22 protein-coding genes and 1 pseudogene are annotated in these 25,811 nt (G+C 64.8%); 16 read left to right on the forward strand and 7 right to left on the reverse strand.

All coding sequences use genetic code 11. From position 1 onward, the window contains the following. Window positions 1–11 precede the first annotated feature (11 nt). From HALO32_RS12120 to lpdA, 10 genes and pseudogenes are all read left to right on the forward strand, one after another. Window positions 12–1,049 carry an HsdM family class I SAM-dependent methyltransferase gene (locus HALO32_RS12120; RefSeq protein WP_225810030.1) on the forward strand — a complete coding sequence of 346 codons (1,038 nt, stop codon included), beginning with the start codon at window positions 12–14 and terminating at the stop codon, window positions 1,047–1,049. Further along, a pseudogene (locus tag HALO32_RS18305) lies at window positions 1,046–1,201 on the forward strand (restriction endonuclease subunit S); the annotation flags it as partial. The gene HALO32_RS12120 and the pseudogene HALO32_RS18305, both read left to right, overlap by 4 nt. Window positions 1,202–1,297: 96 nt before the next feature. Continuing rightward, window positions 1,298–2,317, forward strand: a complete 1,020-nt coding sequence (locus HALO32_RS12125; protein ID WP_233279920.1) for a restriction endonuclease subunit S — start codon at window positions 1,298–1,300, stop codon at window positions 2,315–2,317. 440 nt (window positions 2,318–2,757) lie between these two features. Further along, entirely contained in the window at window positions 2,758–5,163 is a 2,406-nt protein-coding gene (gene hsdR, locus HALO32_RS12130; protein WP_151444132.1) for an EcoAI/FtnUII family type I restriction enzme subunit R, read from the forward strand. Window positions 5,164–5,282: 119 nt separating this feature from the next. Next, window positions 5,283–5,507: an addiction module protein gene (locus tag HALO32_RS12135; RefSeq protein ID WP_151444133.1), complete on the forward strand. Its 225-nt coding sequence runs from the start codon at window positions 5,283–5,285 to the stop codon at window positions 5,505–5,507. Continuing rightward, a complete protein-coding gene (locus tag HALO32_RS12140) occupies window positions 5,504–5,794 on the forward strand; it encodes a type II toxin-antitoxin system RelE/ParE family toxin (protein ID WP_151444134.1) in 291 nt (96 codons plus the stop codon). The genes HALO32_RS12135 and HALO32_RS12140 overlap by 4 nt, the downstream gene beginning before the upstream one ends. A 525-nt stretch (window positions 5,795–6,319) precedes the next feature. Then, window positions 6,320–8,590 (forward strand): NADP-dependent malic enzyme, encoded by a 2,271-nt coding sequence (locus HALO32_RS12145; protein ID WP_151444135.1) that lies wholly within the window; start codon window positions 6,320–6,322, stop codon window positions 8,588–8,590. A 36-nt stretch (window positions 8,591–8,626) separates the two neighbouring features. Further along, window positions 8,627–11,296, forward strand: coding sequence for a pyruvate dehydrogenase (acetyl-transferring), homodimeric type (gene aceE / locus HALO32_RS12150; protein ID WP_151444136.1), 2,670 nt, complete (start codon window positions 8,627–8,629; stop codon window positions 11,294–11,296). Window positions 11,297–11,313: 17 nt separating this feature from the next. Further along, window positions 11,314–12,615 carry a dihydrolipoyllysine-residue acetyltransferase gene (gene aceF / locus HALO32_RS12155; protein ID WP_151444137.1) on the forward strand — a complete coding sequence of 434 codons (1,302 nt, stop codon included), beginning with the start codon at window positions 11,314–11,316 and terminating at the stop codon, window positions 12,613–12,615. A gap of 14 nt (window positions 12,616–12,629) precedes the next feature. After that, window positions 12,630–14,732, forward strand: coding sequence for a dihydrolipoyl dehydrogenase (lpdA, locus tag HALO32_RS12160; RefSeq protein WP_151444138.1), 2,103 nt, complete (start codon window positions 12,630–12,632; stop codon window positions 14,730–14,732). Window positions 14,733–14,859: 127 nt separating this feature from the next. On the opposite strand, the gene HALO32_RS12165 is transcribed toward lpdA, so the two are convergent. From HALO32_RS12165 to HALO32_RS12175, 3 genes are all read right to left on the reverse strand, one after another. Then, entirely contained in the window at window positions 14,860–15,183 is a 324-nt protein-coding gene (locus HALO32_RS12165) for a hypothetical protein (protein WP_151444139.1), read from the reverse strand. Window positions 15,184–15,252: 69 nt separating this feature from the next. Further along, the gene (locus tag HALO32_RS12170; protein ID WP_151444140.1) at window positions 15,253–15,642 is read right to left on the reverse strand and encodes a gamma-glutamylcyclotransferase family protein; all 390 of its coding nucleotides are present in this window, start codon (window positions 15,640–15,642) and stop codon (window positions 15,253–15,255) included. Between the two features lie 77 nt (window positions 15,643–15,719). Next, entirely contained in the window at window positions 15,720–16,394 is a 675-nt protein-coding gene (locus tag HALO32_RS12175) for a glutathione S-transferase family protein (RefSeq protein WP_151444141.1), read from the reverse strand. A gap of 137 nt (window positions 16,395–16,531) precedes the next feature. Here HALO32_RS12175 and HALO32_RS12180 point away from each other — a divergent pair, with 137 nt between their 5' ends. The 4 genes from HALO32_RS12180 to HALO32_RS12195 all read left to right on the forward strand — a co-directional run bounded on the left by HALO32_RS12180 (window position 16,532) and on the right by HALO32_RS12195 (window position 19,302). Beyond that, window positions 16,532–16,813 (forward strand): DUF503 domain-containing protein, encoded by a 282-nt coding sequence (locus HALO32_RS12180; RefSeq protein ID WP_151444142.1) that lies wholly within the window; start codon window positions 16,532–16,534, stop codon window positions 16,811–16,813. 114 nt (window positions 16,814–16,927) lie between these two features. Further along, window positions 16,928–17,668 carry an aspartate racemase/maleate isomerase family protein gene (locus tag HALO32_RS12185; protein ID WP_151444143.1) on the forward strand — a complete coding sequence of 247 codons (741 nt, stop codon included), beginning with the start codon at window positions 16,928–16,930 and terminating at the stop codon, window positions 17,666–17,668. A gap of 62 nt (window positions 17,669–17,730) precedes the next feature. Next, the gene (locus HALO32_RS12190) at window positions 17,731–18,201 is read left to right on the forward strand and encodes a GFA family protein (RefSeq protein ID WP_151444144.1); all 471 of its coding nucleotides are present in this window, start codon (window positions 17,731–17,733) and stop codon (window positions 18,199–18,201) included. A 132-nt stretch (window positions 18,202–18,333) separates the two neighbouring features. Then, entirely contained in the window at window positions 18,334–19,302 is a 969-nt protein-coding gene (locus HALO32_RS12195) for a YbgA family protein (protein WP_151444145.1), read from the forward strand. A gap of 102 nt (window positions 19,303–19,404) precedes the next feature. On the opposite strand, the gene HALO32_RS12200 is transcribed toward HALO32_RS12195, so the two are convergent. After that, window positions 19,405–20,271 carry an SDR family oxidoreductase gene (locus HALO32_RS12200; RefSeq protein ID WP_151444146.1) on the reverse strand — a complete coding sequence of 289 codons (867 nt, stop codon included), beginning with the start codon at window positions 20,269–20,271 and terminating at the stop codon, window positions 19,405–19,407. A 147-nt stretch (window positions 20,272–20,418) separates the two neighbouring features. Between HALO32_RS12200 and HALO32_RS12205 the strand changes: the two genes are divergently transcribed. Then, on the forward strand, window positions 20,419–21,624 hold the full coding sequence (locus tag HALO32_RS12205) for a methyltransferase (RefSeq protein ID WP_151444147.1): 1,206 nt from the start codon (window positions 20,419–20,421) through the stop codon (window positions 21,622–21,624). A gap of 168 nt (window positions 21,625–21,792) precedes the next feature. Next, window positions 21,793–22,227: a GFA family protein gene (locus HALO32_RS12210; RefSeq protein ID WP_151444148.1), complete on the forward strand. Its 435-nt coding sequence runs from the start codon at window positions 21,793–21,795 to the stop codon at window positions 22,225–22,227. A gap of 11 nt (window positions 22,228–22,238) precedes the next feature. Here HALO32_RS12210 and HALO32_RS12215 read toward each other — a convergent pair whose 3' ends face one another. The 3 genes from HALO32_RS12215 to HALO32_RS12225 form a co-directional block, all read right to left on the reverse strand. After that, window positions 22,239–23,345, reverse strand: a complete 1,107-nt coding sequence (locus HALO32_RS12215) for an extracellular solute-binding protein (RefSeq protein ID WP_151444149.1) — start codon at window positions 23,343–23,345, stop codon at window positions 22,239–22,241. Next, complete coding sequence (locus HALO32_RS12220) at window positions 23,332–25,095, reverse strand: chloride channel protein (RefSeq protein ID WP_151444150.1); 1,764 nt, start codon at window positions 25,093–25,095, stop codon at window positions 23,332–23,334. Before HALO32_RS12220 ends, HALO32_RS12215 begins: the two co-directional genes overlap by 14 nt. A gap of 91 nt (window positions 25,096–25,186) precedes the next feature. After that, window positions 25,187–25,594, reverse strand: a complete 408-nt coding sequence (locus tag HALO32_RS12225) for a glutaredoxin family protein (RefSeq protein ID WP_151444151.1) — start codon at window positions 25,592–25,594, stop codon at window positions 25,187–25,189. Between the last annotated feature and the right edge of the window lie 217 nt (window positions 25,595–25,811).

The raw sequence follows: 25,811 nt of genomic DNA on the forward strand, positions 1-25,811 counted from the left end.
TGGTCGACGGCCTGACCTTCCGCTCCCAGGAGGAGAAGCACGAGCTCTCGCACCTCTACGAGGCCAAGATCAAGAACATGGGCAACGCCGGGCGCAACGGCGGCGAGTACTACACGCCGCGCCCGTTGATCCGCGCCATGGTCCGGGTGATCGACCCCCGTATCGGCGAGCGCATCTACGACGGCGCCGCCGGCTCGGCGGGCTTCCTCTGCGAGGCCCACGACTACCTGCGCTACGGGCTCAAAAGCGACGAGCCGCGCCGGCTCACCACCCAACAGCTCGACACCCTCCAGGCGCATACCTTCTACGGCAAGGAGAAGAAGAGCCTGCCCTATGTCATCGGCATCATGAACATGATCCTGCACGGCATCGAGGCGCCCAACCTGGTGCACACCAACACCCTGACCGAGAACCTCGCCGACCTGCAGGAGAAGGACCGCTTCGACGTGATACTTGCCAACCCGCCCTTCGGCGGCAAGGAGCGCAAGGAGGTCCAGCAGAACTTCCCGATCAAGACCGGCGAGACGGCCTTTCTCTTCCTGCAGCACTTCATCAAGCGCCTGAAGGCCGGCGGCCGCGCCGCGGTGGTGATCAAGAACACCTTCCTCTCCAACGCCGACAACGCCTCGAAAGCGCTGCGCCAGGAACTGCTGGAAAATTGCAACCTGCACACCGTGCTCGACTGCCCCGGCGGCACCTTCCTCGGCGCCGGCGTGAAGACAGTGGTGCTCTTCTTCGAGAAGGGCGCCCCGACCCGCGACATCTGGTACTACCAGCTCGACCCCGGCCGCAGCCTGGGCAAGACCAACCCGCTCAATGACGACGACCTGGCCGAATTCGTCGCGTTGCAGGCGACCTTCGCTGATTCCGACAACTCCTGGCGCGTCAGCGTCGACGACCTGGACCGCGAGACCTTCGATCTCTCGGCGAAGAACCCCAACAAGGCCGAGGCGGCGCCGCTGCGCGACCCCGAAGTGATCATCAACGAGATCGAGACCCTGGACCGCGAGGCCGAGGAGATCCTGGAAGGCATTCGGGGGATGTTATGAGGGAAGGGTGGGATAAAGTTCGGCTAGCGGAAGTTGCAACCTTCAAGGGAGGCGGGACGCCTTCGAAAAATAAACCTGCATATTGGGGAGGTGAAATTCTTTGGGTGTCGCCCAAAGATATGAAGTCAACATATATCAGCACATCTATTGATACAGTGACTGAGGATGGTGTTTCAAATAGCTCTATATCAATTATACCTGAGTGCGCCCTCCTCCTAGTCGTCAGATCAGGAATATTGGCAAGGACTGTGCCAATATCCATAGCTTCGTCTGAACTGACTGTAAATCAGGATATCAAGGCAATCATCCCTTCCCGTCGCATATCTTCCTCCTTTCTTTACTATTTTTTAATAAGCCAAGAAAGTCTACTTTTAGAGAAAGTTACAAGAGGCGCGACGGTTCACCGCCTGCAGACAGAAGTGCTTAAAGGATTGAGGATTCCTCTGCTTGACCTAGATGAGCAAAAGCGCCTTGTCGCTATCCTTGATGAGGCTTTTGAAGGGATCGATACGGTCATTGCCAATATCGAAAAGAACCTTGGCAATGCCCGGGAGCTTTTCGAATCCTCGGTTGTGCATCATGTATTTGGTGATCCTGATGCCAAGGGTTGGGGAAGATCCAAAGTCGAAGAGCTTGCCCTTCCCAAGAAGGGAGCTATCAGAACGGGTCCTTTCGGTAGCCAGCTGCTGCATAGTGAGTTTGTGGATGAAGGCATTGCCGTGCTCGGTATCGACAATGCCGTCGATAATGAATTCGCTTGGAGAAAAAGTCGCTTCATTAGCGAGAAAAAATATGAAGAGATGAAGCGCTATACGGTCAAGCCGGGCGACGTGATTATCACCATAATGGGGACCTGTGGTCGCTGTGCGATCGTTCCGGATGATATCCCCACGGCAATCAACACCAAACATCTATGCTGCATCACGCTCGACCAGGAGCGCTGTCTGCCAGAGTTTCTGCACAGCTATTTCCTCTACCATCCGATGGCGCGTGAATACCTGGAAAAGCATGCCAAGGGCTCGATCATGGCGGGCCTCAACATGGGCATCATCAAGTCGTTGCCTGTCAGGCTGCCTGACCTGAGTGAACAGTCTCGCATAGCGGCAGAGATAGATAACCTGAGAAATGAAGCGCAGCGTCTTGAAGCAATCTACCAGCAAAAGCTCACCGCCCTCGCCGAGCTGAAGCAGTCCTTGCTTCAGAAGGCCTTCTCCGGCGAGCTGACGGCCAAGAGTGCCGAGGCGGCGGTGGAGGAGGTGACGGCATGAGCGATAACAGTCAGGCACCCATTGTTATCTACCAGGAGGCCGACCAGGATGTAGGCCTGATAAGCCGGAGGCGCATCAGGCGTTGCGGTGCCACCATCCCACGCCCGGTGCGCTGGCGCTTACCGGGCCTACCGACGGAGAGACAAGCCGAGCCGGACGAGAAAAGCAATGTGCAAAATATGCACATTGCCTGATGAGCTGCATGGTCAGTTGTTGCAAAAAATGCAACAACTGGGGCCGAGCAGGCTCATTAGGTCGCGCCAGATACTTGGCAACTGCCGAGTATTCCTCGGTAGTTCATCGTCAAGTGACCCTTTGCCGAGCAACCTGTAAGGATTTCTTACACGTTGACCTAGAGGTTGGACAAGCCGCCGCCGAATCGAGATAGTGGGTTGAAGGGCACTTAAGAACGCCAGGGAATGCACCCAAGGATGCCACCCATGAACGAAGCCGATACCCGCGCCGAGTTGATCGACCCCGCCCTCAAGGAAGCCGGCTGGGGCGTGGTGGCGGGCAGCCGGGTTCGGCGCGAGATGATCACCCTGGGGCGGCTTCAAGGGGCGGGGCAGCGCATCCGCGGCGATATCGCCGACTATGTGCTCTTCTACAAGGGCCAGAAGTTGGCGGTGATCGAGGCCAAGAAGCGCGACCTTCCCGTCACCGAGGGTCTGGCACAGGCCAAGCGCTATGCCGAGCGGCTACGGGCGCGTTTCGCCTATGCCACCAACGGCCTCGGACTCTACCGGGTCGATATGCACTCCGGTGAGGAAGGCCCGGTCTCCGGCTATCCCACGCCGGAGGCGCTCTGGTCCGAGACCTTCCCCGTGCCGAACCCCTGGCGCGAGCGCTTCGGCGAGGTGCCCTTCCACGACAACGGCGGCCAGTGGCAGGCGCGCTACTACCAGCACAACGCCATCAACCAGGCCCTGGAGGCCATCGCCGCCGGGCGCCTTCGCGTACTGCTGACGCTGGCCACCGGCACCGGCAAGACGGCCATCGCCTTCCAGCTCGCCTGGAAGCTGTTCCACAGCCGCTGGAACCTGGCGGCCTGGCAGGGCGATGACGACACGCGCCGCCGCCCGCGCATCCTCTTCCTGGCCGACCGCAACATCCTCGCCGACCAGGCCTACAACTGCTTCTCCGCCTTCCCCGAGGATGCCCTGGTGCGCATCGTGCCGGACGCCATCCGCAAGCAGGGCCGGGTGCCCAAGAACGGCAACCTCTTCTTCACCATCTTCCAGACCTTCATGAGCGGCCGCGACGAGGAGGGCAACCCGGCGCCCAGCTTCGGCGACTACCCGCCGGACTTCTTCGACCTGATCATCATCGACGAGTGCCACCGCGGCGGCGCCAACGACGAGAGCAGCTGGCGGGCCATCCTCGAGTACTTCGCCCCGGCGGTGCAGCTGGGCCTGACCGCCACGCCCAAGCGCAGCACCAATACCGACACCTACGCCTATTTCGGCGAGCCGGCCTATGTCTACTCGCTGAAGGAGGGCATCAACGACGGCTTCCTGACGCCCTTCAAGGTCCGCCAGATCGCCACCACCCTGGACGACTACGTCTACACGCCCGACGACAAGGTGGTCCAGGGCGAGGTAGAGGAGGGCAGGCGCTACGCAGAGCCCGACTTCAACCAGATCATCACGATCAAGGAGCGCGAACAGTACCGGGTGCAGGTGTTCATGGAGATGATCGACCCGCGGGAAAAGACCCTGGTGTTCTGCGCCAACCAGGCCCACGCCCTGGCGGTGCGCGACCTGATCAACCAGTTCAAGATCCGCCCGGAGCCCAACTACTGCGTGCGGGTGACGGCCGACGACGGCGCCGAGGGCGAACGCTTCCTGCGCCGCTTCCAGGACAACGAGAAGACCATCCCCACCATTCTCACCACCTCGCAGAAGCTCTCCACCGGCGTGGACGCCCGTAACATCCGCAATATCGTGCTGATGCGCCCGGTCAACTCGATGATCGAGTTCAAGCAGATCATCGGCCGCGGCACCCGCCTGTTCGACGGCAAAGACTACTTCACCATCCTCGACTTCGTTCGCGCCTACGAGCATTTCAACGACCCGGAGTGGGACGGCGACCCGGTCGCGCCCGAGCCCTGCGCCCGCTGCGGCGAAACGCCCTGCGTCTGTCTGGTCAGCCCGCCCTCGCCCTGCGAGGCCTGCGGCAATCGCCCCTGTACCTGCGAGAAGGAACCGCCGGCACCCTGCCCGGTGTGCGGCGAGGCGCCTTGCCAATGTGGCGGAGTAGGGAAGGCGGTCGTCGAGGTCGAACTGGCGCCGGGCAAGTTCCGCCAGCTCCAGCACATGAGCGCCACCACCTTCTGGAGCCCGGACGGCAAGCCGATGTCGGCCGCTGACTTCATCCGGCAGCTGTTCGGTGAACTCCCCGCACTCTTCCACGACGAGGATGAACTGCGCCGGCTCTGGAGCCGACCGGACACCCGCCAGGCGCTGCTCGATACCCTGGCCGAGAAGGGCTACGGCAGCGAGCAGCTCCGCGAGATCGGCCGCCTGGTCGATGCCGAGAACAGCGATCTCTTCGACGTATTGGCCTACATCGCCTTCGCGCTGCCGCCGCTCAGCCGCGAGGAGCGCGTGGCCAGCCAACGAGAACGGCTCTTTTCCGACTACGACTACCGCCAGCGTGAATTCCTCGGCTTCGTGCTGGACCACTACATCCAGGATGGCGTCGGCGAACTCGCCCAGGACAAGCTGCCCCGGCTGATCGAACTCAAGTACCAGACCCCCACCGACGCCATCGCTGAACTCGGCAGCGTCGAGAATATCCGCGAAGTCTTCATCGGCTTTCAGGCGAGGCTGTATGAATCAGCATAAGGTTCTGCCAGTGCCGAAAGGGCGCTTGTGGGAGCGCTGCTTGCTGCGCGAAAGAACATCGAGCACGCCGTCTAATACGCTGTTCGGCAGTAACAACAGAGTTCATAGGAGAGGTTTTTATGAGTATCAAAGACCTGATTGATAAGGCAGAGGCTCTCCCGGTGGAAGAGCGTGCACTAGTGGTTGATTCTCTCCTTCGTAGTCTCAACCCCCCTGAGGCAAGAATTGATGAGAAGTGGGCCTCAGTGGCGCGGGAGCGTTTGAAACACGTGCGCTCCGGCAAGGTGGAGGCCGTCCCGGGTCAGGAGGTATTCGAGAAAATCTGGGGTGAGCGATCGCGATGAGTTTCCGCTTCCACCCCGATGCCGAGCGCGAACTTCGTGAAGCTGTTGACTATTACGAGGAAATTGAGCCTGGCCTCGGATACGATCTTTCTGTTGAGGTTTTTTCTGCTGTCCAGCGAGCAGTATCGTATCCAAGGGCGTGGCCGATACTTGACGGTGATATTCGACGGGCTTTGGTTCGAAGATTCCCCTATGGGGTGCTGTACTCCGAGGAGGAAGAGATGCTACTTATTATTGCCGTAATGAACCTTCATCGGGAACCAGGCCATTGGAAAGTTCGACGTTAGTGCTGAAAAATGTCATCCAGTCGACGCTCCCACCTCGCGCAACTGATGGCAGTCTTTATATCAGGATAAGCTCAACGATCGATTCTGGCCGACAGCGTAACCTTGTCCTTTGCTAATTATCGGTCTACAGAAGCACAAAAATTCAACCATCCCCCGCAATGGCCTGAGTGACATCTATATATTCTTATATGTTTATTTTCAGCACCCCGCATTCTATGGTTTTCAAAAAAATTCGTTGCTCCGTCTTGATCTGATCAGGCCGCTTTCCCTCTACCGGCGTTGAAGCAAGGTCCGGTGGACCGGATCTTGCGGATCAATTTTCAACGCAGGCGTCGTCGACACTCGAGGTACTGGCAGGGCCGTTCACCTTTCGACTAGCTTGAAGTCTACCGGCTGATCGCGCCGAGCCCGGGGCAGGGAGGTTCGGCCAAGGGAATCGGCCCGAGAGCAGTTCGACAACGAGATCGGCAAGGTGGCCATCAGAAGCCGCTGTCGATGCGAGTGCACGCTAGTGAGGCCAAGCACATGGCAGACGATCTGCGCGAGAGCGCCCTGCAGTACCATCGATATCCCCGCCCCGGCAAGCTGGCGATCCAGGCGATCAAGCCCATGGCCAGTCAGCGCGATCTGTCGCTGGCCTACTCACCCGGTGTGGCCGCCGCCTGTGAGGAGATCGAGCGTGATCCCCTTAATGCGGCCGAGTACACCGCCCGCGGCAACCTGGTGGCGGTGGTCAGCAACGGCACGGCGGTGCTGGGCCTGGGCGCCATCGGCGCCCTGGCCTCCAAGCCGGTCATGGAAGGCAAGGCGGTGCTGTTCAAGAAGTTCGCCGATGTCGACGTCTTCGATATCGAGATCGAGGAGCGCGACCCGGACAAGTTCATCGACATCGTCGCCGGCCTGGAGGCCACCTTCGGCGGCATCAATCTGGAAGATATCAAGGCGCCGGAGTGCTTCGAGATCGAGCGGCGCCTGCGTGAGCGGATGGATATTCCGGTCTTCCATGACGACCAGCACGGCACCGCCATCGTCACGGCGGCCGCGCTGCTCAACGGCCTGCGGGTGGTGGGCAAGTACCTCGCCGATATCCGCCTGGTGTGCAACGGCGCGGGCTCCGCGGCCCTGGCCTGTCTGGATCTGGCGGTGGCCCTGGGAGTTCGCAAGGAAAACATCCTGGTCTGTGACCGCAGCGGGGTGATCCACACTGACCGTGCCGGGGGCCTGGACCAGTACAAGGCACGCTATGCGGTCCAGACCGAGGCCCGCACCCTGGCCGATGCCGTCGACGGGGCCGATGTCTTCTTCGGTCTCTCGTCCGGGGGCTCGCTCAAGGCGGAAATGGTGGCGACCATGGCTGATCGCCCCTTGATCCTGGCCATGGCCAATCCCATCCCGGAAATCATGCCGGAGGAGGCCAAGGCGGTACGACCCGATGCGGTGATCGCCACCGGGCGCTCGGATTACCCCAACCAGGTCAACAACGTCCTGTGCTTCCCCTTCATCTTCCGCGGTGCGCTGGATTGCGGCGCCACCACCATCAATGAGGAAATGAAGCTGGCCACCGTCATGGCCATCGCCGACATGGCGACCACCACGGTGCCGGAAACGGTGGCGGTGGCCTATGGCGGGCAGGCGATGACCTTCGGCCCCGAGTACATCCTGCCCAAGCCCTTCGACCCGCGCCTGATCGACACCATCCCGCCGGCGGTGGCCAAGGCCGCCATGGAGAGCGGGGTGGCTGCCCGTCCCATCGCGGACCTGGACGCCTATGCCCGCTCGCTGTCCAAGCTGGTCTATCGCTCCGGCAATGTGATGGAGCCGGTGTTCGAGCGGGCGCGACAGAACCCCCTCCGCCTGCTGTACGCCGAAGGCGAGGACGAACGTGTCCTGCGTGCCATGGAGGTCTGCGTCAGTCAGCGCTATGCCAAGCCCGTGCTGATCGGCCGCCGTGCGGTCATCGAGGCGCGCATCGAGGAATTGGGCTTGCCGGTGAAGGTCGACGTCGATTTCGAACTGATCGACACCCAGGACTATCCCCATTACGCCGAACTGGCCGGCGAGTATCACCGGCTGATGGGCCGTCGGGGCATTCAACCGGATGCCGCCGAGAAAAGAGTGCGCAGCCGCGCCACCATCCTGGCCTCGCTGCTGCTGCGCCGCGGCGATGTGGACGCCATGATCACCGGCCCGGTGGGCACCTACCGCGAGCACCTGGGGCTGGTGCTGGATGTCATCGGCCTGCGTGAGGGCGTCAGCACGGCGGCTGCCCTGCAACTGCTGATCCTCGAACGGGCCACGCTGTTCATTGCCGATCCCTACGTCAATTACGACCCCGATGCCAGCCAGATCGCTGAGATCACCCTGCTGGCCGCGGAACAGGTCCGCCGTTTCGGCATCACTCCTCGGGCGGCGCTGGTCTCCCACTCGAATTTCGGCAGTGACGACTTCGAGAGTGCCCAGAAGATGCGCCAGGCCCTGGCGCTGATTCGGGAGCGTGCACCGGACCTGGTGGTGGATGGTGAAATGCAGGCCGACGCGGCGCTGTCAACGGGCGTTCGCGGGCGCATCCTCCCCGATTCGCTCCTCGAGGGCGAAGCCAACCTCTTGATCATGCCCAATCTGGACGCGGCGAACATTGCCTTTTCCGCCCTCAAGGTGCTGGGCAACGGCGTGGCGGTGGGCCCCATCCTCCTGGGGGCCGCCAAGTCGGTTCAAGTGCTCAACCGAACGGTGACGGCGCGGGGCATCACCAACATGAGCGCTTTCGCCGTGGTTGAGGCGCAGACCGATCGATAACCAGAACCATTCCGACCCAACCGAGAGAGACGATCCATGGCATTCGAAAACTACAACGACTTTGATCCACTGGAAACCCGGGAATGGCAGGAAGCCGTCGACGTGGTGGTGGAGCGCGTGGGCCCCGAACGGGCCACCTACCTGCTGCACAAGGCGGTGGAAGAGGCCTACCGGACCGGCGCCGAAGCGCCCGATACCACCCGCACGCCCTACTTGAACACCATCCCGCCCCACAAGGAGGCCAAGCTGCCCGGTGACGAGGCGTTGCTGCAGCGGCTGATCTCCTATCTGCGCTGGAACGCCATGGCCATGGTGGTGCGTGCCAACAAGAAACCCGCCGAACCCGGTGGGCATATCGCCAGCTACGCATCGTCGGCGGTGATGTACGAGGTGGGCTTCAACCACTTCTGGCATGCTCCCAGCGATAGCCACGGCGGCGACATCATCTACGTGCAGGGTCATTCCGCCCCGGGTTTCTACGCGCGGGCGTATCTGGAGGGGCGGCTTACCGAGGAGCAACTGGAGAACTTCCGCCTGGAAGTGGATGGCAAGGGGCTCTCCTCCTATCCCCACCCCTATCTGATGCCGGACTTCTGGCAGGTCTCCACCGTCTCCATGGGGCTGGGGCCGATCATGGCCATCTACCAGGCACGCTTCATGAAGTACCTCCACCACCGGGGGCTGGCCGACACCGAGGGACGCAAGGTCTGGGCGTTTCTGGGCGACGGCGAGATGGACGAGCCGCAGTCCCAGGGGGCCATCGCCCTGGCCACTCGAGAGAAGCTGGACAACCTGATCTTCGTGATCAACTGCAACCTGCAGCGTCTGGACGGCCCGGTGCGGGGCAACGGCAAGATCGTCCAGGAACTGGAAGGCAACTTCCGGGGAGCGGGGTGGAACGTCATCAAGTGCCTGTGGGGGGCGGGCTGGGACGAGCTGCTGGCCAAGGACACCCAGGGACTGTTGCGCAAGCGTATGGAAGAGTGCGTTGACGGCGAGTATCAGAACTTCAAGGTCAAGGGCGGCGGCTACATCCGCGAGCACTTCTTCGGCAAGTATCCGGAGCTCAAGGAAATGGTCGCCCACCTGTCGGACGACGACATCTACTACAAGCTGGTACGTGGTGGCCACGACCCGCAGAAGGTCTATGCGGCCTATCACGCAGCGGTCAACACCAGCGACAAGCCCTCGGTGCTGCTGATGAAGACCGTCAAGGGCTACGGCATGGGCGAGGGCGGTGAGGGGCAGAACATCTCCCACCAGAAGAAGAAGCTGGGCGAGGATCATCTCAGGCACTTCAACAAGCGCTTCGACCTGCCCTTCAGTGACGAACAGGTCACCCAGGCGGCGTTCTTCAAGCCGCCCGAGGACAGCCCCGAAATGCAGTTTATGCACGAGAATCGCAAGGCTCTCGGGGGTTACCTGCCCCAGCGCCAGCGCAACGGCGACGTGCTCGAGGCGCCTCCGCTGGACATGTTCAAGCAGGTGCTGGCCGATACCGGCGAGCGCACCATGTCGACCACCATGGCCCTGGTGCGCATCATGGTCGCCATGACCCGGAACAAGACCCTGGGTCCGCGGCTTACGCCGATCGTCTGCGACGAGTCGCGCACCTTCGGCATGGAGGGCATGTTCCGCCAGATCGGGATCTACGCGCCCGAAGGGCAGAAGTACGTGCCCATGGACGCCGACGAGATCATGCCCTACCGGGAGGACCAGAAGGGCCAAATCCTGCAGGAAGGCATCAACGAGGACGGTGCCATGTCGTCGTGGATCGCGGCCGCCACGTCATACAGCAACCACGGGGTCACCATGATCCCCTTCTACGTCTACTACTCCATGTTCGGCTTCCAGCGCGTGGGCGACCTGGCCTGGGCGGCCGGGGACATGATGGCGCGGGGGTTCCTGATCGGTGGCACCTCGGGGCGCACCACCCTGAACGGCGAGGGCCTGCAGCACCAGGACGGCCACAGCCAGCTGTTTGCCCAGTTCATTCCCAACTGCATGTCCTATGACCCCACCTTTCACTACGAGGTGGCGGTGATCGTGCGCGATGGCATGAAACGCATGTACGAGGACCAGGAAGACGTCTTCTACTACATCACCACGCTGAACGAGAACTACCATCATCCGGCGCTGCCCGAAGGGGCCGAGGACGACATCATCAAGGGCATGTACTCGTTCAGCAAGGCGGAGGCCAAGGGCAAGAGCCCGCGGGTTCAGCTGCTGGGCTGTGGCAGCATTCTCAACGAGGTGATTGCCGCGGTGGACCTGCTGCGCGACGACTGGGGCGTGGCGGCCGATGTCTGGAGTTGCCCGAGCTTCAACGAACTGGCCCGCGATGGCCATGCCGTGAAGCGCTGGAACCGGTTGCATCCCGGCAAGACCCTGCGCAAGAGCCATGTCGAGCAGTGCCTGGAAGGCAGCGAAGGACCGGTCATCGCCTCGACCGACTACATCCGGATGTTTGCCGAACAGATCCGTCCCTTTGTCCCGCGGCGTTACGAGGTGCTGGGTACCGACGGCTACGGGCGCTCCGACAGCCGAGAGGCCCTGCGCAGCCACTTCGAGGTCGATCGCTATTACGTCACCCTGACCGCGCTGCAGGCCCTGGTCGACGAGGGCAAGCTCAAGAGCGCCAAGGTCCGGGATGCCATCGCCAAATACGGCATCGATCCCGAAAAGCCCAACCCCCTGTACGCCTGAGCCGGAGGAGAAGAACTGTGGCCATCCAAGAAATCAAGGTACCGGATATCGGCGACTTCACCGATGTCCCGATCATCGAAATCCACGTCCAGGCCGGCGACAGCGTTCAGGTCGAGGACCCGCTGATCACCGTGGAGTCCGACAAGGCCTCCATGGACGTGCCCGCGCCGATGGCGGGTACGGTCAAGGAGGTCAAGGTCAAGCTCGGCGATTCGGTCTCCGAAGGTTCGACGCTCGTGATGCTGGAGAGCGAGGCGGGAGCGGGAGACGCCGGAGCGAGCGAAAAGGCCGCGGCACCCGCCGGGGGAGACGAGAAAGCACCGCCACCGGCGGCGGCGCCCTCTGCTCCTGCGCCGTCTGCCCCTTCCACCGCAGCGCCGTCCGGCCCCATTGCGGATTTCAGCCGGGTTCACGCCAGCCCCTCGGCTCGTCGACTGGCCCGCGAGCTGGACGTGGACCTGAACCGCGTGCCGCCGACCGGCCTCAAAGGCCGGGTCACCCAGGAGGACATCCAGGCCTTCGCCAAGGGCGGCGCTCCCGCGGCACAGCCGGCCGCTGCCTCGCCATCGGGCGGTGGTGAGGGCATGGATCTGCTGCCCTGGCCGAAGGTCGATTTCAGCAAGTTCGGCCCGGTGGAGACCAAGCCGCTGTCGCGTATCAAGAAGATCTCCGGCGCCAACCTGCATCGCAACTGGGTGAGGATTCCCCACGTCACCAACCATGACGAGGCGGATATCACCGACCTGGAAGAATTCCGGGTGCAGTTCAACAAGGCCAACGAGAAGGCGGGCATCAAGGTCAGCATGCTGGCGTTCATGATCAAGGCGGCGGTCGCCTCCTTGAAGCAGTTTCCCGAGTTCAATGCCTCGCTGGACGGCGACAACCTGATCTACAAGCAGTACTACCACATCGGCTTTGCCGCCGACACGCCCAACGGCCTGGTGGTGCCGGTGATCCGCGACGCGGACCAGAAAGGGGTGGTCGAGATCGCACAGGAAATGGGCTCGCTGGCCAAGCTGGCCCGCGACGGCAAGCTCAAGCCCGATCAGATGCAGGGCGGCTGTTTCACCATTTCCTCGCTGGGCGGGATCGGCGGGATCTATTTCACGCCCATCATCAATGCCCCTGAGGTCGCCATCATGGGCGTGTGTCGCTCCTACTGGAAGCAGGTCTCGCCGGACGGCAAGCAATCGGCCTGGCGCTTCATGCTGCCCCTGTCGCTGTCATGGGATCACCGGGTGATCGACGGCGCCGCCGCGGCACGCTTCAATGTGCATTTCGCCAACCTGCTCGCCGATATGCGGCGCATGATCATGTAAGGGGAAACGACACCATGGCAACTGAAATCAAGGTTCCCGACATCGGTGATTTCCAGGATGTCGAGGTCATCGAGGTGCTGGTCGAGCCGGGCGATGCGATCGATATCGAAACCCCGCTGATCACCCTGGAGACCGACAAGGCCTCCATGGACGTGCCGTCCCCGATGTCGGGCACGGTCGGAGAACTCAAGGTCCAGGCCTGCGACAAGGTCTCCGAAGGCTCGGTCATCATGATGCTGGAGCCGGCCGAGACTGGCCCCCGGGTGGCGGACCACGACCCGCATCCGGCGGTGCATGGAGAAGGGGTTGGCTCGGCGGCGCCCGGCGATGCCGGCGGTGGTTATGGCGGCGGCAGCCTGGAAGAGGTTCGGGTGCCCGATATCGGCGACTTCAGCGATGTACCGATCATCGAAGTGCTGGTGCGCGCCGGCGATACCATCCGCGCCGAGGACCCGCTGATCACCGTGGAGTCCGACAAGGCCTCGATGGACGTACCCGCGCCCAAGGCCGGCAAGGTCACTGACGTGCTGGTGTCGGTCGGCGACAAGGTGTCGAAAGGTTCGTCGATCCTGATGCTGGAAGCGGAGGGAGAACCTTCCGCATCGCAACCCGCTCCCGCGCAGGGAGGCGGAGGGAAGGCCACTGCACCCGCCCCCCAGGCGGCCACCCATACCGGCGGTGCCGACATCGAGTGCGAGATGCTGGTGCTGGGCGCCGGCCCGGGCGGCTACTCGGCTGCCTTCCGGGCCGCCGATCTGGGCATGAAGACCGTGCTGGTGGAGCGCTATGCCAGCCTGGGCGGGGTGTGCCTGAACGTCGGCTGCATTCCCTCCAAGGCGCTGCTGCATGTCGCGGCGGTCACCGACTCGGCCAATGCCATGGCCGATCACGGCATCGCCTTCGGCAAGCCGAAAATCGATCTCGACAAGCTGCGCGGCTGGAAGGAAAAGGTCGTCGGCAAGCTCACCGGTGGCCTGGCCGGCATGGCCAAGGCACGCAAGGTCGACGTCGTGCGCGGGGTGGGGACCTTCCTCGACCCGCACCACCTGGAAGTCGCCATGACTAGCGGTGACGGCAAGGCGCCGACCGGCGACAAGCAGGTGATCAAGTTCGGCCAGTGCATCATCGCCGCCGGTTCGCAGTCGGTGAGGTTGCCGTTCGTTCCCGACGACCCCCGGGTGGTCGATTCCACCGGCGCCCTGGAACTCACGAACATTCCCAAGCGCATGCTGGTCATCGGCGGCGGCATCATCGGCCTGGAGATGGCCACGGTCTATTCCAGCCTGGGCACCCGCATCGACGTGGTCGAGATGCTCGACGGGCTGATGACCGGCGCCGACCGTGACCTGGTCAAGGTCTGGGAGAAGGTCAACACCCCGCGCTTCGACAAGGTGATGCTCAAGACCCGAACCACCGAGGTGAAAGCCCTGAAGAGTGGTCTCAAGGTCAGCTTCGAGGGCGATAACGCCCCGGCCGATCCGCAGACCTACGACATGATCCTGCAATCGGTCGGGCGCACCCCCAACGGCAATAAGATCGGCGCCGAGAACGCCGGGGTGGCGGTCGACGAGCGCGGTTTCATCGCCACCGACAAGCAGATGCGCACCAACGTCGGGCACATCTTCGCCATCGGCGACATCATCGGCCAGCCGATGCTCGCCCACAAGGCGGTGCACGAGGCGCATGTCGCCGCCGAGGTCGCGGCTGGGCACAAGAGCGTCTTCGATGCCCGCCAGATTCCCTCGGTGGCCTACACCGACCCGGAGGTCGCCTGGGCCGGCAAGACCGAGGAGCAGTGCAAGGCCGAAGGCATCAAGTACGGCAAGGCGGTGTTCCCCTGGGCAGCGTCCGGTCGGGCGATCGCCAACGGGCGCGACGAGGGCTTCACCAAGGTGATCTTCGACGAAGAGACCCACCGCATCATCGGCGGGGCCATCGTCGGCACCCAGGCGGGCGACCTGATCAGCGAACTCTGCCTGGCCATCGAGATGGGCTGCGATCCCACCGACATCGGCAAGACCATTCACCCGCATCCGACCCTGGGCGAATCGGTGGGCATGGCCGCCGAACTGTTCGAAGGGGTGTGCACCGATCTGCCGCCGCAGAAGAAGCGGTAGTAGGAAAGCCATAGGCGGCTGACACCGCTACGCCTCCCCTGTCCAACAACCGGGTTGATGGGCAAGGGAGGGGTTTCATTCGGGCTCGATCCTGGCTAATCCTCCGTGAGCCGATCCGAGCACTCGTTCACTTGCCGGCGCCGATGGTCAGTCGGAAGGTCTGCAGGCTGTCGAGTTCGAGGCGGGTTTCCTCGGAGAACAGCGGATGGCCGATCACACGGATGTCGAGGCTCGCCTCGGCACCGCCATAGCTCACCTCGGCACTGATCTGGGCGTCCTCGGTCACGGGTGCCATGGGCGGGAAGTCGATGCGCCTCACCTCCACGGCGGTGAGGCCGAGATCATCGAGTCGATGTTCAAGGGCACGCTTGATCTCCACACCGTAATAGAAGTAGAGCCCGCCATAGGCCAGGCCGGCCAGCAGGGCGAGGTAAAAGATGAAGCGGACCATGACCGTCTCCTTGGTGACATTGCCAGTCAGGGGTTCCTGAGCGTCTGCCTTTATACCACGGCCCTGTGGCTAGCGGGGCTGCCATGCCCCTTCGCGAATCACCGGGCATCCGGCCACCGCATGGTTGTAGAGGTATAGCCAGGCGGGACCGAAGGCGGTGGTATGGATGACGCGCTCGTAGTCGCCATGCTTCGGTGTCCGCACCCGGTAGTCCTCCAGCCGATCCAGGTCTGCCAGCAGCCGGGCGCTGACCTCGAATACCTCCACCACGATACCCCGGGAGGTCTCGGGCTTGGCGGCGGGATAGGGCCCGAGATCGTAGAGGGTGGCCGAGGTGAGAACGTCCGCGCCCAGGAAGGAGGCGCCTTCCAGCCAGTGGTGGTTGCGCAGCCCACGCTTGAGGGTGCCGTAGACGGCAACCAGCGGCGTGCGGGTAACGGCGAGGGCGGGAGTATGCATGAAATAGGTGCTCCAGAGCGTGGTTATCTGGCGGTGGAGAGCATACCCCCGCCGCCTGGCTCGATGCTATGCCGTCGTCAGCTCGTCTCAGCTTTTGCCATGGCCGTTGCCGGTGAGACACCCTGGGCCACGGCGGTGTCATGCTGGACCTTCAGGGCCCGTTGGAAGGCCTCGCGTTTCTGGAGGCGTGTCCAGTAGTCGCTTACATTGGGCTTGAAGCGCTCGTCCAGCCCCAGTTGACTGGCCAGCAGCAGCGCATAGCCCACCGAGACATCGGCGGCGGTGAAGCGCTCGGCGCAGAGCCAGGGCCGTGACTCCAGGCGTGGCTCCAGGGTCCGCAGCCGGGAAAGGAACCAGCGGCTGTAGTCCTCCACCACCTGGGGCTGGCGGCGTTCCGGGGGTTCGAATTGGCCGTAGCGCAGCACCAGGGTCTGCGGGAAGGTCAGGGTCGACTCGCCGAAGTGCAGGAAGTTGAGGTAGTCAGCATAGGCCGAATCCTGGCTGGCCACGTCCAGCCCGGTCTCGGGATGGCGGGCGGCGAGATACTGGCAGATGGCCGCCGACTCGGTCATGCATACCTCGCCGTCGAGCAGGGCGGGCACCGTACCCAGCGGATTGACTGCCAGAAAGGCGTTGTCGTTAACGCGCGGCGGGAATTCGTGCAGGATCAGCTCATAGGGCACGTCCAGCTCCTCGAGCATCCAGAGGGGGCGGAAGGAGCGGGCGTTGACGCAGTGATGAAGACGGATCATGGGGTCTCCTGAGGTAATCTTGATCCCTGTCGGGGCAGGCGATGGAGAAAGGCTACTATGCTGCCTTCAGCCTGGGTAGGCGTTGGGGGCACCAGCTGCCACCCTGGGAGATACCTTGAAGGCCAGAGGAGTCCTCCATGCATATCGCCGTCCTTACTCTCAAGATTGCCCTGCCGGGCTGCGGCTCGTTGAAGGAGAAGCGCCAGCGCATGGGGGGCCTGCACGAGCGTTTCGGACGCTACCCGTCGGTGGCGGTCTGCGAAAGCGGCGATCTCGACCGCCACGATGCCAGCGAGTGGACCTTCGTGGTGGTGGGCAGCGCCTCGCGGGAGGTGTCGTCGCTGTGCAGCGAGATCGAGGACAAGCTGCAGCGCACGGTCGACGGCCGAGTGCTGGATGCCACCCGGGAGATCCTCTGAGCGTGACGCCCTCGGACTATTGCCATCCGCCGGGGCAACTGCGATAGCCTGAGGATACGTCCTGACCCCTTGGGCAACATTCATTTGTGCAACGCCAGACCGGGAGATCATCGCATGTCGCAAGAATCCTGCCTGGGCATCCTGCTGCCCGACGACGGACCGGATGACTACGAGTGGTACACCCTCGGCGACGAGGTGGCCGGGCTGTCGAGGATCCGGGTGGGCAAGGTACCGAGCGATGGCCACCATGCGCTCGCGGCGTTGCTGGCGCTGGGCGAGGTAGAGCGGTTGGCCCCGGTGGGCGGGACGCTGGTGGAACAGGGCGGGGCCGAGGCCGTGGTATGGGCCTGCACCAGTGCCAGTTTCATCGGCGGGCTTGACTGGGCCCGGGAACAGCGTGCGGCCCTGGCGTCCCGGCTGGGCGTGCCGGTGACCAGTACGGCGCTGGCCTTCCGCGAGGCGCTGGCCGCCCTGGGGCATACCCGGGTGGACCTGCTCAGCCCTTACCCCGACGACGTGACCCTGAGACTGGTGAGCTTCTTGCGCGAAGCAGGCGTCACCGTGGTCAACGACAAGGCGCTGGACTGTCCCTATGCCGCCGACTCCCATCGGGCCGATCTGTCTGCGGAGGTGCGTCGCTTCTGTGCGCGCTATCCCGATGCCTCGCGGCCGTTGCTGGTCCCCGACACGGCGATCAATTCGCTGTTCCTGCGCGAGGCCCTGAGCCGCGAGACCGGCCGGGAACTGCTGACCGCCAACCAGGTGACCCTATGGGCCGGGCTCAAGCTGTTGGGCGGCTCCGGCTTGTCGGAAGACCGGGCGGAAGCGTTGCTGGGACCGCTTGCCTCGATCTGAGCTCCATCACAACCTCGGCAACGGGGGTGGCAGATATTACTCTTTCATAGCGAGGTATCATCATGCTGCTCGAAGGCTCCTGCCACTGTGGCGCGGTGCGCTTCCGCGTCGAGTCACCGCACCCTTATCCCTATCAGCGCTGCTACTGTTCGGTCTGCCGCAAGACTGCCGGCGGGGGCGGCTACGCCATCAACCTGGGGGCGCTGGCCGATACCCTCGAGGTGGAGGGCGCCGAGCACAAGCGCATCTACCATGCCGTCATCGACGGCGAGCAGAGCTCCGGCGAGCGCCACTTCTGTGGCCGTTGCGCCAGTGCGCTGTGGGTCTTCGACCCGGGCTGGCCCGAACTGGTCCATCCCTTCGCTTCGGCGATCGACAGCGAGCTGCCGGTTCCGCCCGAGCGGGTCCACCTGCTGCTCGACAGCAAGGCCTCCTGGGTGGAGGTAGAGGCCCACGACAACGACCAGTGCTTCGCCCATTATCCGGAGGAGAGCCTGGCCGAATGGCACCGGCGACGGGGCCTGGAACGCTAGTCGGCAGGCGCGACGGAACTGGCAGCGCTATCCGGCTGTGCCACAATGGCGCTGCCCGGTGGGCATGGCGGAGGAAGGCCCCCGGCAAGCGATGCACGGAGAGTGGTGCATGTCGAAAGGAGGTGAGCGGTCATGGCGGAGCAGGCGGCAAGCAGCGAAGGGATTCCGGTGGGTATCAGCGCCTGCCTGAAGGGCGAGCAGGTGCGTTACAACGGCGGGCACAAGCGCTCCCGCTACTGCCTGGAGGTCCTCCAGGACCGCTTCGACTTCGAGCCCTTCTGCCCTGAACTCGAGGCCGGACTCGGTGTTCCCCGCGACCCCATCCGTCTGGTCGGGCTGCAGGGCGAGGAGCCTCGCGTGCAGGGCACTAGGGATCCGAGCCTCGATGTCACCGAGGAACTGGACAAGGTCAGCACGGCCTTTGCCGACAGCCACCGCCATCTGCGTGGCTTCATCCTGATGAAGGGGTCGCCGAGCTGCGGGCTGGAGCGGGTCAAGGTCTACCACCCCAACGGCATGCCCAGCCACGCCGACTCGGGCGCCTTCGTGCGTGCCCTACGCCGCCACTTCCCGGAACTGCCGCTGGAAGAGGAGGCGCGCATGAACGACCCGGTGCTGCGCGAGAACTTCATCACCCGGGTCTACGCCTTCGACGACTGGAAGCGCCGGGTCGAGGCCGACCCCAGCTACCATGCTCTGCTGCAGTTCCACAGTCGCCAGAAGTACCTGTTGATGGCCCATCACGTGGAAGCCTATCGCGAGCTCGGGCGTTACCTGGCCGAGTCAAGCAAGCTGCCGCTGGAGGAGGCCATGGCCCACTACCTGCAGCGCTTCATGGCTGCGCTGGGCCGGCCGGCGACCCGCAAGACCCACGCCAATGCACTGATGCATGTGCTGGGGTATCTCAAGGAGGCGGTGGACGGCGAGACCCGCCAGGACCTGCTGGCGGCCATCGAGGACTATCGCCTGGGGCGTGTGCACCTGGTGGTGCCGATCCGCCTGCTCAACCACTACGTGAAGCGCCATGGCTCGGACTATATCCGCGAGCAGACCTACCTGGATCCGCACCCCTACGAGCTGGGGCTGCGCAATACCATCTGAAGAAGACACCCCATCGCGCAGCCAGCTGTGCTCCCACAGGGGCGTGCCATCGCGCAGCAAGCTGTGCTCCTACAGGGCCGGTTCCGTGCATTCAGAATGTTCTCAGAGCTCCCGCTCATCGCGAGTCGAGCGCAGCAGCACCTTGTCCAGTGCCCGGGTACCGAGCAACCGCTTGAGGGTGCCGAATAGATGGGTTGGCAGCGTCACGTAGTAGCGCGCCTTGGGGCGCGGGCTCTCCAGGGCGTGCACCAGTTTGCTGACCACCGCCTCGGCGCCGAGGGTGAAGCGCCCGCCACTGTCATCGCCGGCCAGCCGCGCCTCGACGGCGCGGTAGGTCTCGGCATGGGCGCTGTGCGCGGTATCGATATGCGCCTTGAAGGCGCGGTAGGCGTTCTCGCGAAAGCGGCTGCTGATCGGCCCCGGCTCGATCAGGCTGACCTGGATGCCGCTGCCGGTCAGCTCCAGGCGCAGGGTATCGGTCAGCCCCTCCAGGGCGAACTTGGAGCAGACATAGGCGCCGCGGTAGGGCAGGGCGGCCAGGCCCAGAACCGAGCTGTTCTGCACGATTCGCCCGTGGCCCTGGCGGCGCATCGCCGGCAGCACCCGACAGGTGAGCTCATGGGTGCCGAGCAGGTTGGTCTCCAGTTGGGCGCGCAGCACCTCGCGGCTGAGGTCCTCCACGGCCCCGGGCTGGCCATAGGCGGCATTGTTGAACAGCGCATCGAGCCGTCCCCCGGTTGCCGCCAGTACCGCCGCGACGCAGGCCTCGATGGAAGTGCTGTCCTTCAGTTCGAGGGGCAGGGCCTCCAGGCCGGCCTCGCGCAGCCTGGCCAGGTCTTCCTCGCGCCGGGCGGTCGCGAACACCCGCCAGCCGCGGTCGACCAGGGTCCGGGCGGCGGCCTGGCCGATGCCGCTGGAGCAGCCGGTGACCAGCACGCTGCGGGAGGGTGCATCGGGAGAGGCGGGCATCACTGGGGCTCCTGCCAGAGGGAAGGTCGGGGTACGGCGCCATGAGGACGCCCGGAGGTCAACTCCGCACTCTGTCGCCTGGCGCCCGGCCATGCAAGCCAATCGTGAAGCCCCTACAATGCGCCCCTGTTTCGAGACCGAACCGCCATGCCCGTGATCCCCTCCCATGCCGAGCGTTTTGCGCGACTGACCGAACTGCTGGCCGAGTGGCAGCCGCTGTGGGGGCCCATGCCGTTCCAGCATCGGCGGCTGCCCTGGGCCGAGGCGCATCCCGAGCTCGCCGACAGGCTGCGCTCACTCGATGACGCCCAATGTGAGCGGTTGCAGGCCGCTCCCTTTACCGCATCTCCCCTGGCCAAGTGGCTACCGGTGGGTGAACTCGAGTCACTGGTCGCGCTTCCCGAGCTGCCGGCCGAGGGAGCGTGTTTGCCCCCTGCGTGGGCCGAGCACATGGGGGGGCGCAAGTGGCAGCAGGTCGCGGCCTTCGTGCCCCGGATGGCGGCGCAGCCGGAGGCCAAACTGCTGGAGTGGTGTGCGGGCAAGGGCCATCTGGCCCGGACCCTGGCCCGCCATCTCGACCGCGAGGTCACCGGCCTGGAGTGGCAGGCCGCCCTCTGCCGCGACGGCCAGGCGCTGGCCGAGCGGCGGGGGGCCCGGGTGCGACTGGCGCAGCAGGATGTGCTGGCCCCCGACGCCGCCCGTTGGCTTGCGGCGGATACTCAGGTGGCGGCCCTGCATGCCTGCGGCGACCTGCACGGGCGGCTGATCGAGCTGGCTGCCGAGCAGGGCAGTGCCGTGACCCTGGCGCCGTGCTGCTATCACCGCAGCGCCGATGCGCACTATCGGCCGTTCTCGCAGGGGGGACGCGAGCTGGCCGCCGAGCACGGCTTGTCGCTCTCCCGGGAAGACCTGGCCATGGCGGTGCAGGAGACCGTGACCGCACCGCGCCATGTACGCCGCCACCGTCAGAGGTCCAATGCCTGGCGGCTGGGTTTCGATGCCCTGCAGCGCCAGGTACGGGGCCTGGATGCCTACCTGCCGGTACCGAGCCTGGCCTATGGCCGGATGCCCGACAGTTGCGCCGGATTCTGCCATTGGGCGGCCGAACGCAAGGGGCTATCACTGCCGGCGGGCATCGACTGGGGCGCCCTCGAGGAGGAGGGCCAGCGACGCCAGGCCGAGGTCTCCCGCCTCGAGCTGGTTCGCCATCTCTTCCGGCGTCCGCTGGAGGTGTGGCTGGTGCTGGACCGCCAGCGACGCCTCGAGGAGGCGGGCTTCAGGGTCGAACTTGGCACCTTCTGCGACCGCGAATTGACGCCACGCAACCTGATGCTGCGGGCCTCGCGGGGCTAGGAGCATGATTCGTTAAATAGCGGGCTATTCGCCTCATCAGATCGATAAACTTGTCTCGAAAGCCGAATCTCTCGCGACGATCGGTCAAATCCGACAGGCTCCTAGCGAGGGAGCTTCTACACTAGGGGGGATTCTCTTGTCAGGAGGAACCCTCCCGGGAGGTGTGAGATGAGCGATGCCAAGACCTATCACGGCGCCTGCTTCTGCGGTGCCGTCCAGCTGAGGGTCACCGGTGAACCGGCAGCCATGGGCTACTGCCACTGCGAGGACTGCCGCCACTGGTCGGCGGGCCCGGTGAACGCCTTCACGCTGTGGAAGCCCGAGGCGGTGGAAGTGGTGCAGGGGGCCGACACGCTGGCCAGCTACCACCGGACGCCGGCCAGCCTTCGCCAGTGGTGCCGGAGCTGCGGCGGCCATGTGTTGACCGACCATCCCGGGATGGGGCTGGTCGATGTCTATGCGGCGATCCTCCCCGACCTGACGTTCGAACCGGCCTTGCATGTCCACTATCAGGAGTCGGTGCTGCGCATTGTCGATGGCCTGCCCAAGATGCGCGACGTGCCCGCCGAGATGGGCGGTACGGGGGAGACCCTCGACGAGTGACGTGATCGGAATCACTGCGCTTCCCTCGCCTCCAGCCAGGCCTGGAAGTACTCCTGGATGCGTCCCAGGGACTGGGCGTACCAGGCCTCGTCCTTGGTCAGTGCCCGTTCGGCATTCAGCGGATGGGTGGGGATGTGCAGGCGCATATCCACGCCGCTGTCGGGGTGGGTGGTGACGCGAACGGCCGCCGAGCGACGGGCCGGGCCGTAGGGGATGTGCCTCGCCAGATCGGCGAGGCGCTCGGTGGTGGTGGCGAAGCGCAGGAAGTCTCGGGCCGTCTCGGGATGGGGGGCCCCGCGAGGGATCGCCCAGGTCTCGTGCTCCTGGACCTGACCGTCCCAGAGAATTTCGATGGGCACCCCGCGGTTGACCATGGCGTCGAAGAAGCGGCCGTTGTAGCCCGAGGCCATCACCACCTTGCCCTCGGAGAGCAGCCGCGGCGGGGTATCGCCGGCCTCCCACCAGTGGATATTCTCCAGGTCGTCGAGGCGCTCCAGCGCCAGGTCGAGGCCGCGCCGGGTGCTCAGCAGGCCGTAGAGCTCCTCGTGGGGCACGCGATAGGAGAGCAGTGCCCATTCCAGGTTGACCGCCGGGGTTCGCTGCAACGCCCGAGGCCCCGGGAAACGCTGCTGGTCGAAGAGGTCCTCGATGCCGTCGGGACGCGTGCCGGGGAAGGCATCACGGCGATAGGCGACCACGGTGGCGAAGATGCTGTGGGTGATGGCGCAGCGCCCGAAGGCGTCGGGCACGAAGTCCTGCTCCGGCGGCGTGCCGTCCGGGGCTGGCGCCAGCAGGGTGGGTGAGAGCGGTTGGAGTAGCCCCTCCGCGCAGGCGACCATGGCCTCGCTGCGGGTCATGTCGATCAGGTCCCAGGGCACCTCATCCTCGGCCACGGCGCGGCGCAGGTCCTCCAGCCCCCCATCGTACTGCGCCACCTCGATCGAGATGCCGGTGGCGTTGGTATAGGGTGCGAAGAGGGCCGCCTGCTGGGCGCGCTCATAGGCGCCCCCCCAGCTCAGTATGCTGAGAACACCGTCGTCCGCCTGCCCATGCACGCCTGGGAACATCCCCAGCCACAGTACGCACGCCAGTCGCCATTTATGCTTATCCCGTGCCATGTTCCTCCCGTCTCATTTCGTCGCCGTGTGCCAGGTAGGCGCGGGTAATGCTCGACTCGAAGACCACGCCCCGGAAGGCGTCCTCCGCAGCGGGGTCGACCACCGGCAGGGCCTCGCCGGTGACGTCCTGCAACTTGGCCATGGCGTCCCACAGCGAGGTATCCGGCTGCACCACCGGTCGTGCCAGGGTCGCTACCTCGCCGACCCGCGCCGGCCCGCTCGCCGACTCTCGTGCGGCCTCCAGGTCGGCCAGGCTCACGCAGCCCCGGTAGCGTCCCTGGTCATCGACCAGGTACCCCTCGCCATGTCGGGCCCGGCACAGGGTGGTCACCGCCTCGGCCACGGGCGTCTGCGGATGCAGGGTCACGCAGTCCTCGCTCAGGTAATCGGCCACGGGCGTGGTGCGCAGAACGGCACGTCCGCGTCCGGCGGAAAGGTCCAGGCCGCGACGCTCGAGCTGAATGTCGAACAGTGAGCGGCCGAAGAGCTGGGCGGCGATGGGGCTGGCCAGGGTCACACTGGCCAGGGCGGCGGTGGTCAGCGCATAGCTGCCGGTCAATTCGAAGACGATCAGCAGGCTGGTCAAGGGGGCGCCGATCACCGGCGAGGTCACCGCCACCATGCCGCATACGGCATAGAACACGAAGGTCTCCTGGGGCGCGCCGCTGAGCTGGCCGACCAGGCTGCCGCAGAGGGCACCGAACAGGGTGCCGATGACCAGCGCCGGGCTGAACACCCCGCCGCTGAAGCCCATGCCCAGGCAGAGCCCGGTGGCGGCGATCTTGAGCACCAGTACCAGCAGCAGCTCGGCACTGCCGAACGCGCCGGCGATGGTGGCGAAGCGCAGGGTCTCCTGGCCCATGCCGAGGATGTCGGGAATCCACAGCGCGGTGAGGCCCAGCAGGGCGCCGGCCAGGGCGGGGCGCAGGGGTGCGGCGATCGGCAGGGAGCCGGCCAGGCGCGTGACACCCAGGATGGTGTGCATGTAGGCCCCGGCGACCAGGGCCCCCAGGCCGCCGATGGCGAGGAAGGCCACGAACTCCCAGGGCAGGGGGACGGCGGTGTCGGCAACATGGAAGAGGGCACCGCGGTCGAGCACATTGGTGGCGATCACATAGCCGACCAGGGCGGCCGCGGCCACCGGGGCGAAGGCGCGCAGGGCGTAGTGGCGAAGCACCACCTCGTGGGCGAAGACGATGCCCGCCAAGGGGGCATTGAAGGCGGTGGCGATGGCCGCGGCCACCCCGCAGGCGATGGTGATGTTATCGTCGGAGCGTCCCAGGCGCAGCAGCCTTGCGACCTGCGAGCCCAGGGTGGCGCCGAGATGGACCAGGGGGCCGTACTGACCCACCGAGGCCCCGGACCCCAGCGAGACCAGGGCAGTCAGTGCCGAGAGCCCCCCGGCCCGGGCCGGCAGCCGGCCGTGGCGGGTCTGAACCGCGGCGATCACGTCGGCCGGGGTATGGGGGCGCCGCTCGGGGATCCTGAGATGCAGCAGGCCGACCACCAGGCCTCCCAGCGCTGGCACCGCGATCGTGGCGGCCAGCAACAGACCGGGATGGTCGAACATCATGCGGCTGCGCGGCGAGATCAGCAGCAGGTCATTGAGGGCCAGCACCGCGCTGACAAAGGCCACCGCGAGCAGGGCGGCGACGGCCCCGACGATGGCCCCCAGCAGCACCAGGCCCAGGAAACGGACGACGGACAGGGGACCGCGGCCGGAAGCGATGCGTTCTGGAAGGGAATCCATCTTCAAGGTGTAGGTGGCCAGCCTGCACAGGGCAAGTGCCGCCGTAAACTGTCTGCCGGCCGTGCCTGGTGTACCCCATGGGCACGTCGCTTCAGGCGGCCTGGGCCTCGGCCTTGCCGAAGCGGCGGTGCAGCCAGGCGTTGATATCCTCGGACTCGTAGAGCCACTCGGTGACGCCGTCGTCGTGAATGATCTTCAGGCAGGGCACCTTGACGCGGCCCCCGCCCTCCTGGAGCTCACGGCGATGGTCGGGATCGAGCTGGGCATCGCGGACCTCGATATTCAGCCCCAGGCGAGCGATCTCCTTGCGCACCTTGATGCAGAACGGACAGGTGCGGAACTGGTAGAGCGCCAGGTTTTGGCACGCTTCGTCGACCCGGGCCTGTTCTTCAGGGCTGCGCTCGATGGCCTGAGGGGTGGAGAGTTTCTCGGAGATCAGCATGACCGGCGCCAGCACCAGGCGCAGGCCGCGAAAGAAGGTGCGAATCAGGATTCTCATCGGCAGTGATAAACCTCGCGGATGAAGGGTGGATCAGGGCCGCCCATGATGCCTGCCCGGGCGCTGCGGTGCCATCCCGTCAGCGGGTGAAGGTGATTCGCAGCGGATTCTCATCGACCGCCCAGGCACCCGCCTGTGTGGTCCGGCCATCGAGACCCTGCACCACGTAGCTGCGCTGGCCGTGGTGCGGGTACCAGCCGGCCCGCCAGCCGTAGGG

Source organism: Halomonas lysinitropha, assembly GCF_902500215.1.
Lineage (GTDB): Bacteria > Pseudomonadota > Gammaproteobacteria > Pseudomonadales > Halomonadaceae > Halomonas > Halomonas lysinitropha.

Coding starts and splice junctions, on each gene's coding strand:
- hsdR (WP_151444132.1), top strand. CDS start 2,758: ATGAACGAAGCCGATACCCGCGCCGAGTTGATCGACCCCGCCCTCAAG.
- HALO32_RS12190 (WP_151444144.1), top strand. CDS start 17,731: ATGCTGCTCGAAGGCTCCTGCCACTGTGGCGCGGTGCGCTTCCGCGTC.
- HALO32_RS12170 (WP_151444140.1), bottom strand. CDS start 15,642: ATGCATACTCCCGCCCTCGCCGTTACCCGCACGCCGCTGGTTGCCGTC.
- HALO32_RS12135 (WP_151444133.1), top strand. CDS start 5,283: ATGAGTATCAAAGACCTGATTGATAAGGCAGAGGCTCTCCCGGTGGAA.
- HALO32_RS12165 (WP_151444139.1), bottom strand. CDS start 15,183: ATGGTCCGCTTCATCTTTTACCTCGCCCTGCTGGCCGGCCTGGCCTAT.
- HALO32_RS12185 (WP_151444143.1), top strand. CDS start 16,928: ATGTCGCAAGAATCCTGCCTGGGCATCCTGCTGCCCGACGACGGACCG.
- lpdA (WP_151444138.1), top strand. CDS start 12,630: ATGGCAACTGAAATCAAGGTTCCCGACATCGGTGATTTCCAGGATGTC.
- HALO32_RS12200 (WP_151444146.1), bottom strand. CDS start 20,271: ATGCCCGCCTCTCCCGATGCACCCTCCCGCAGCGTGCTGGTCACCGGC.
- HALO32_RS12210 (WP_151444148.1), top strand. CDS start 21,793: ATGAGCGATGCCAAGACCTATCACGGCGCCTGCTTCTGCGGTGCCGTC.
- HALO32_RS12175 (WP_151444141.1), bottom strand. CDS start 16,394: ATGATCCGTCTTCATCACTGCGTCAACGCCCGCTCCTTCCGCCCCCTC.
- HALO32_RS12195 (WP_151444145.1), top strand. CDS start 18,334: ATGGCGGAGCAGGCGGCAAGCAGCGAAGGGATTCCGGTGGGTATCAGC.
- HALO32_RS12205 (WP_151444147.1), top strand. CDS start 20,419: ATGCCCGTGATCCCCTCCCATGCCGAGCGTTTTGCGCGACTGACCGAA.
- HALO32_RS12180 (WP_151444142.1), top strand. CDS start 16,532: ATGCATATCGCCGTCCTTACTCTCAAGATTGCCCTGCCGGGCTGCGGC.
- aceE (WP_151444136.1), top strand. CDS start 8,627: ATGGCATTCGAAAACTACAACGACTTTGATCCACTGGAAACCCGGGAA.
- HALO32_RS12140 (WP_151444134.1), top strand. CDS start 5,504: ATGAGTTTCCGCTTCCACCCCGATGCCGAGCGCGAACTTCGTGAAGCT.
- HALO32_RS12145 (WP_151444135.1), top strand. CDS start 6,320: ATGGCAGACGATCTGCGCGAGAGCGCCCTGCAGTACCATCGATATCCC.
- HALO32_RS12215 (WP_151444149.1), bottom strand. CDS start 23,345: ATGGCACGGGATAAGCATAAATGGCGACTGGCGTGCGTACTGTGGCTG.
- HALO32_RS12225 (WP_151444151.1), bottom strand. CDS start 25,594: ATGAGAATCCTGATTCGCACCTTCTTTCGCGGCCTGCGCCTGGTGCTG.
- HALO32_RS12220 (WP_151444150.1), bottom strand. CDS start 25,095: ATGGATTCCCTTCCAGAACGCATCGCTTCCGGCCGCGGTCCCCTGTCC.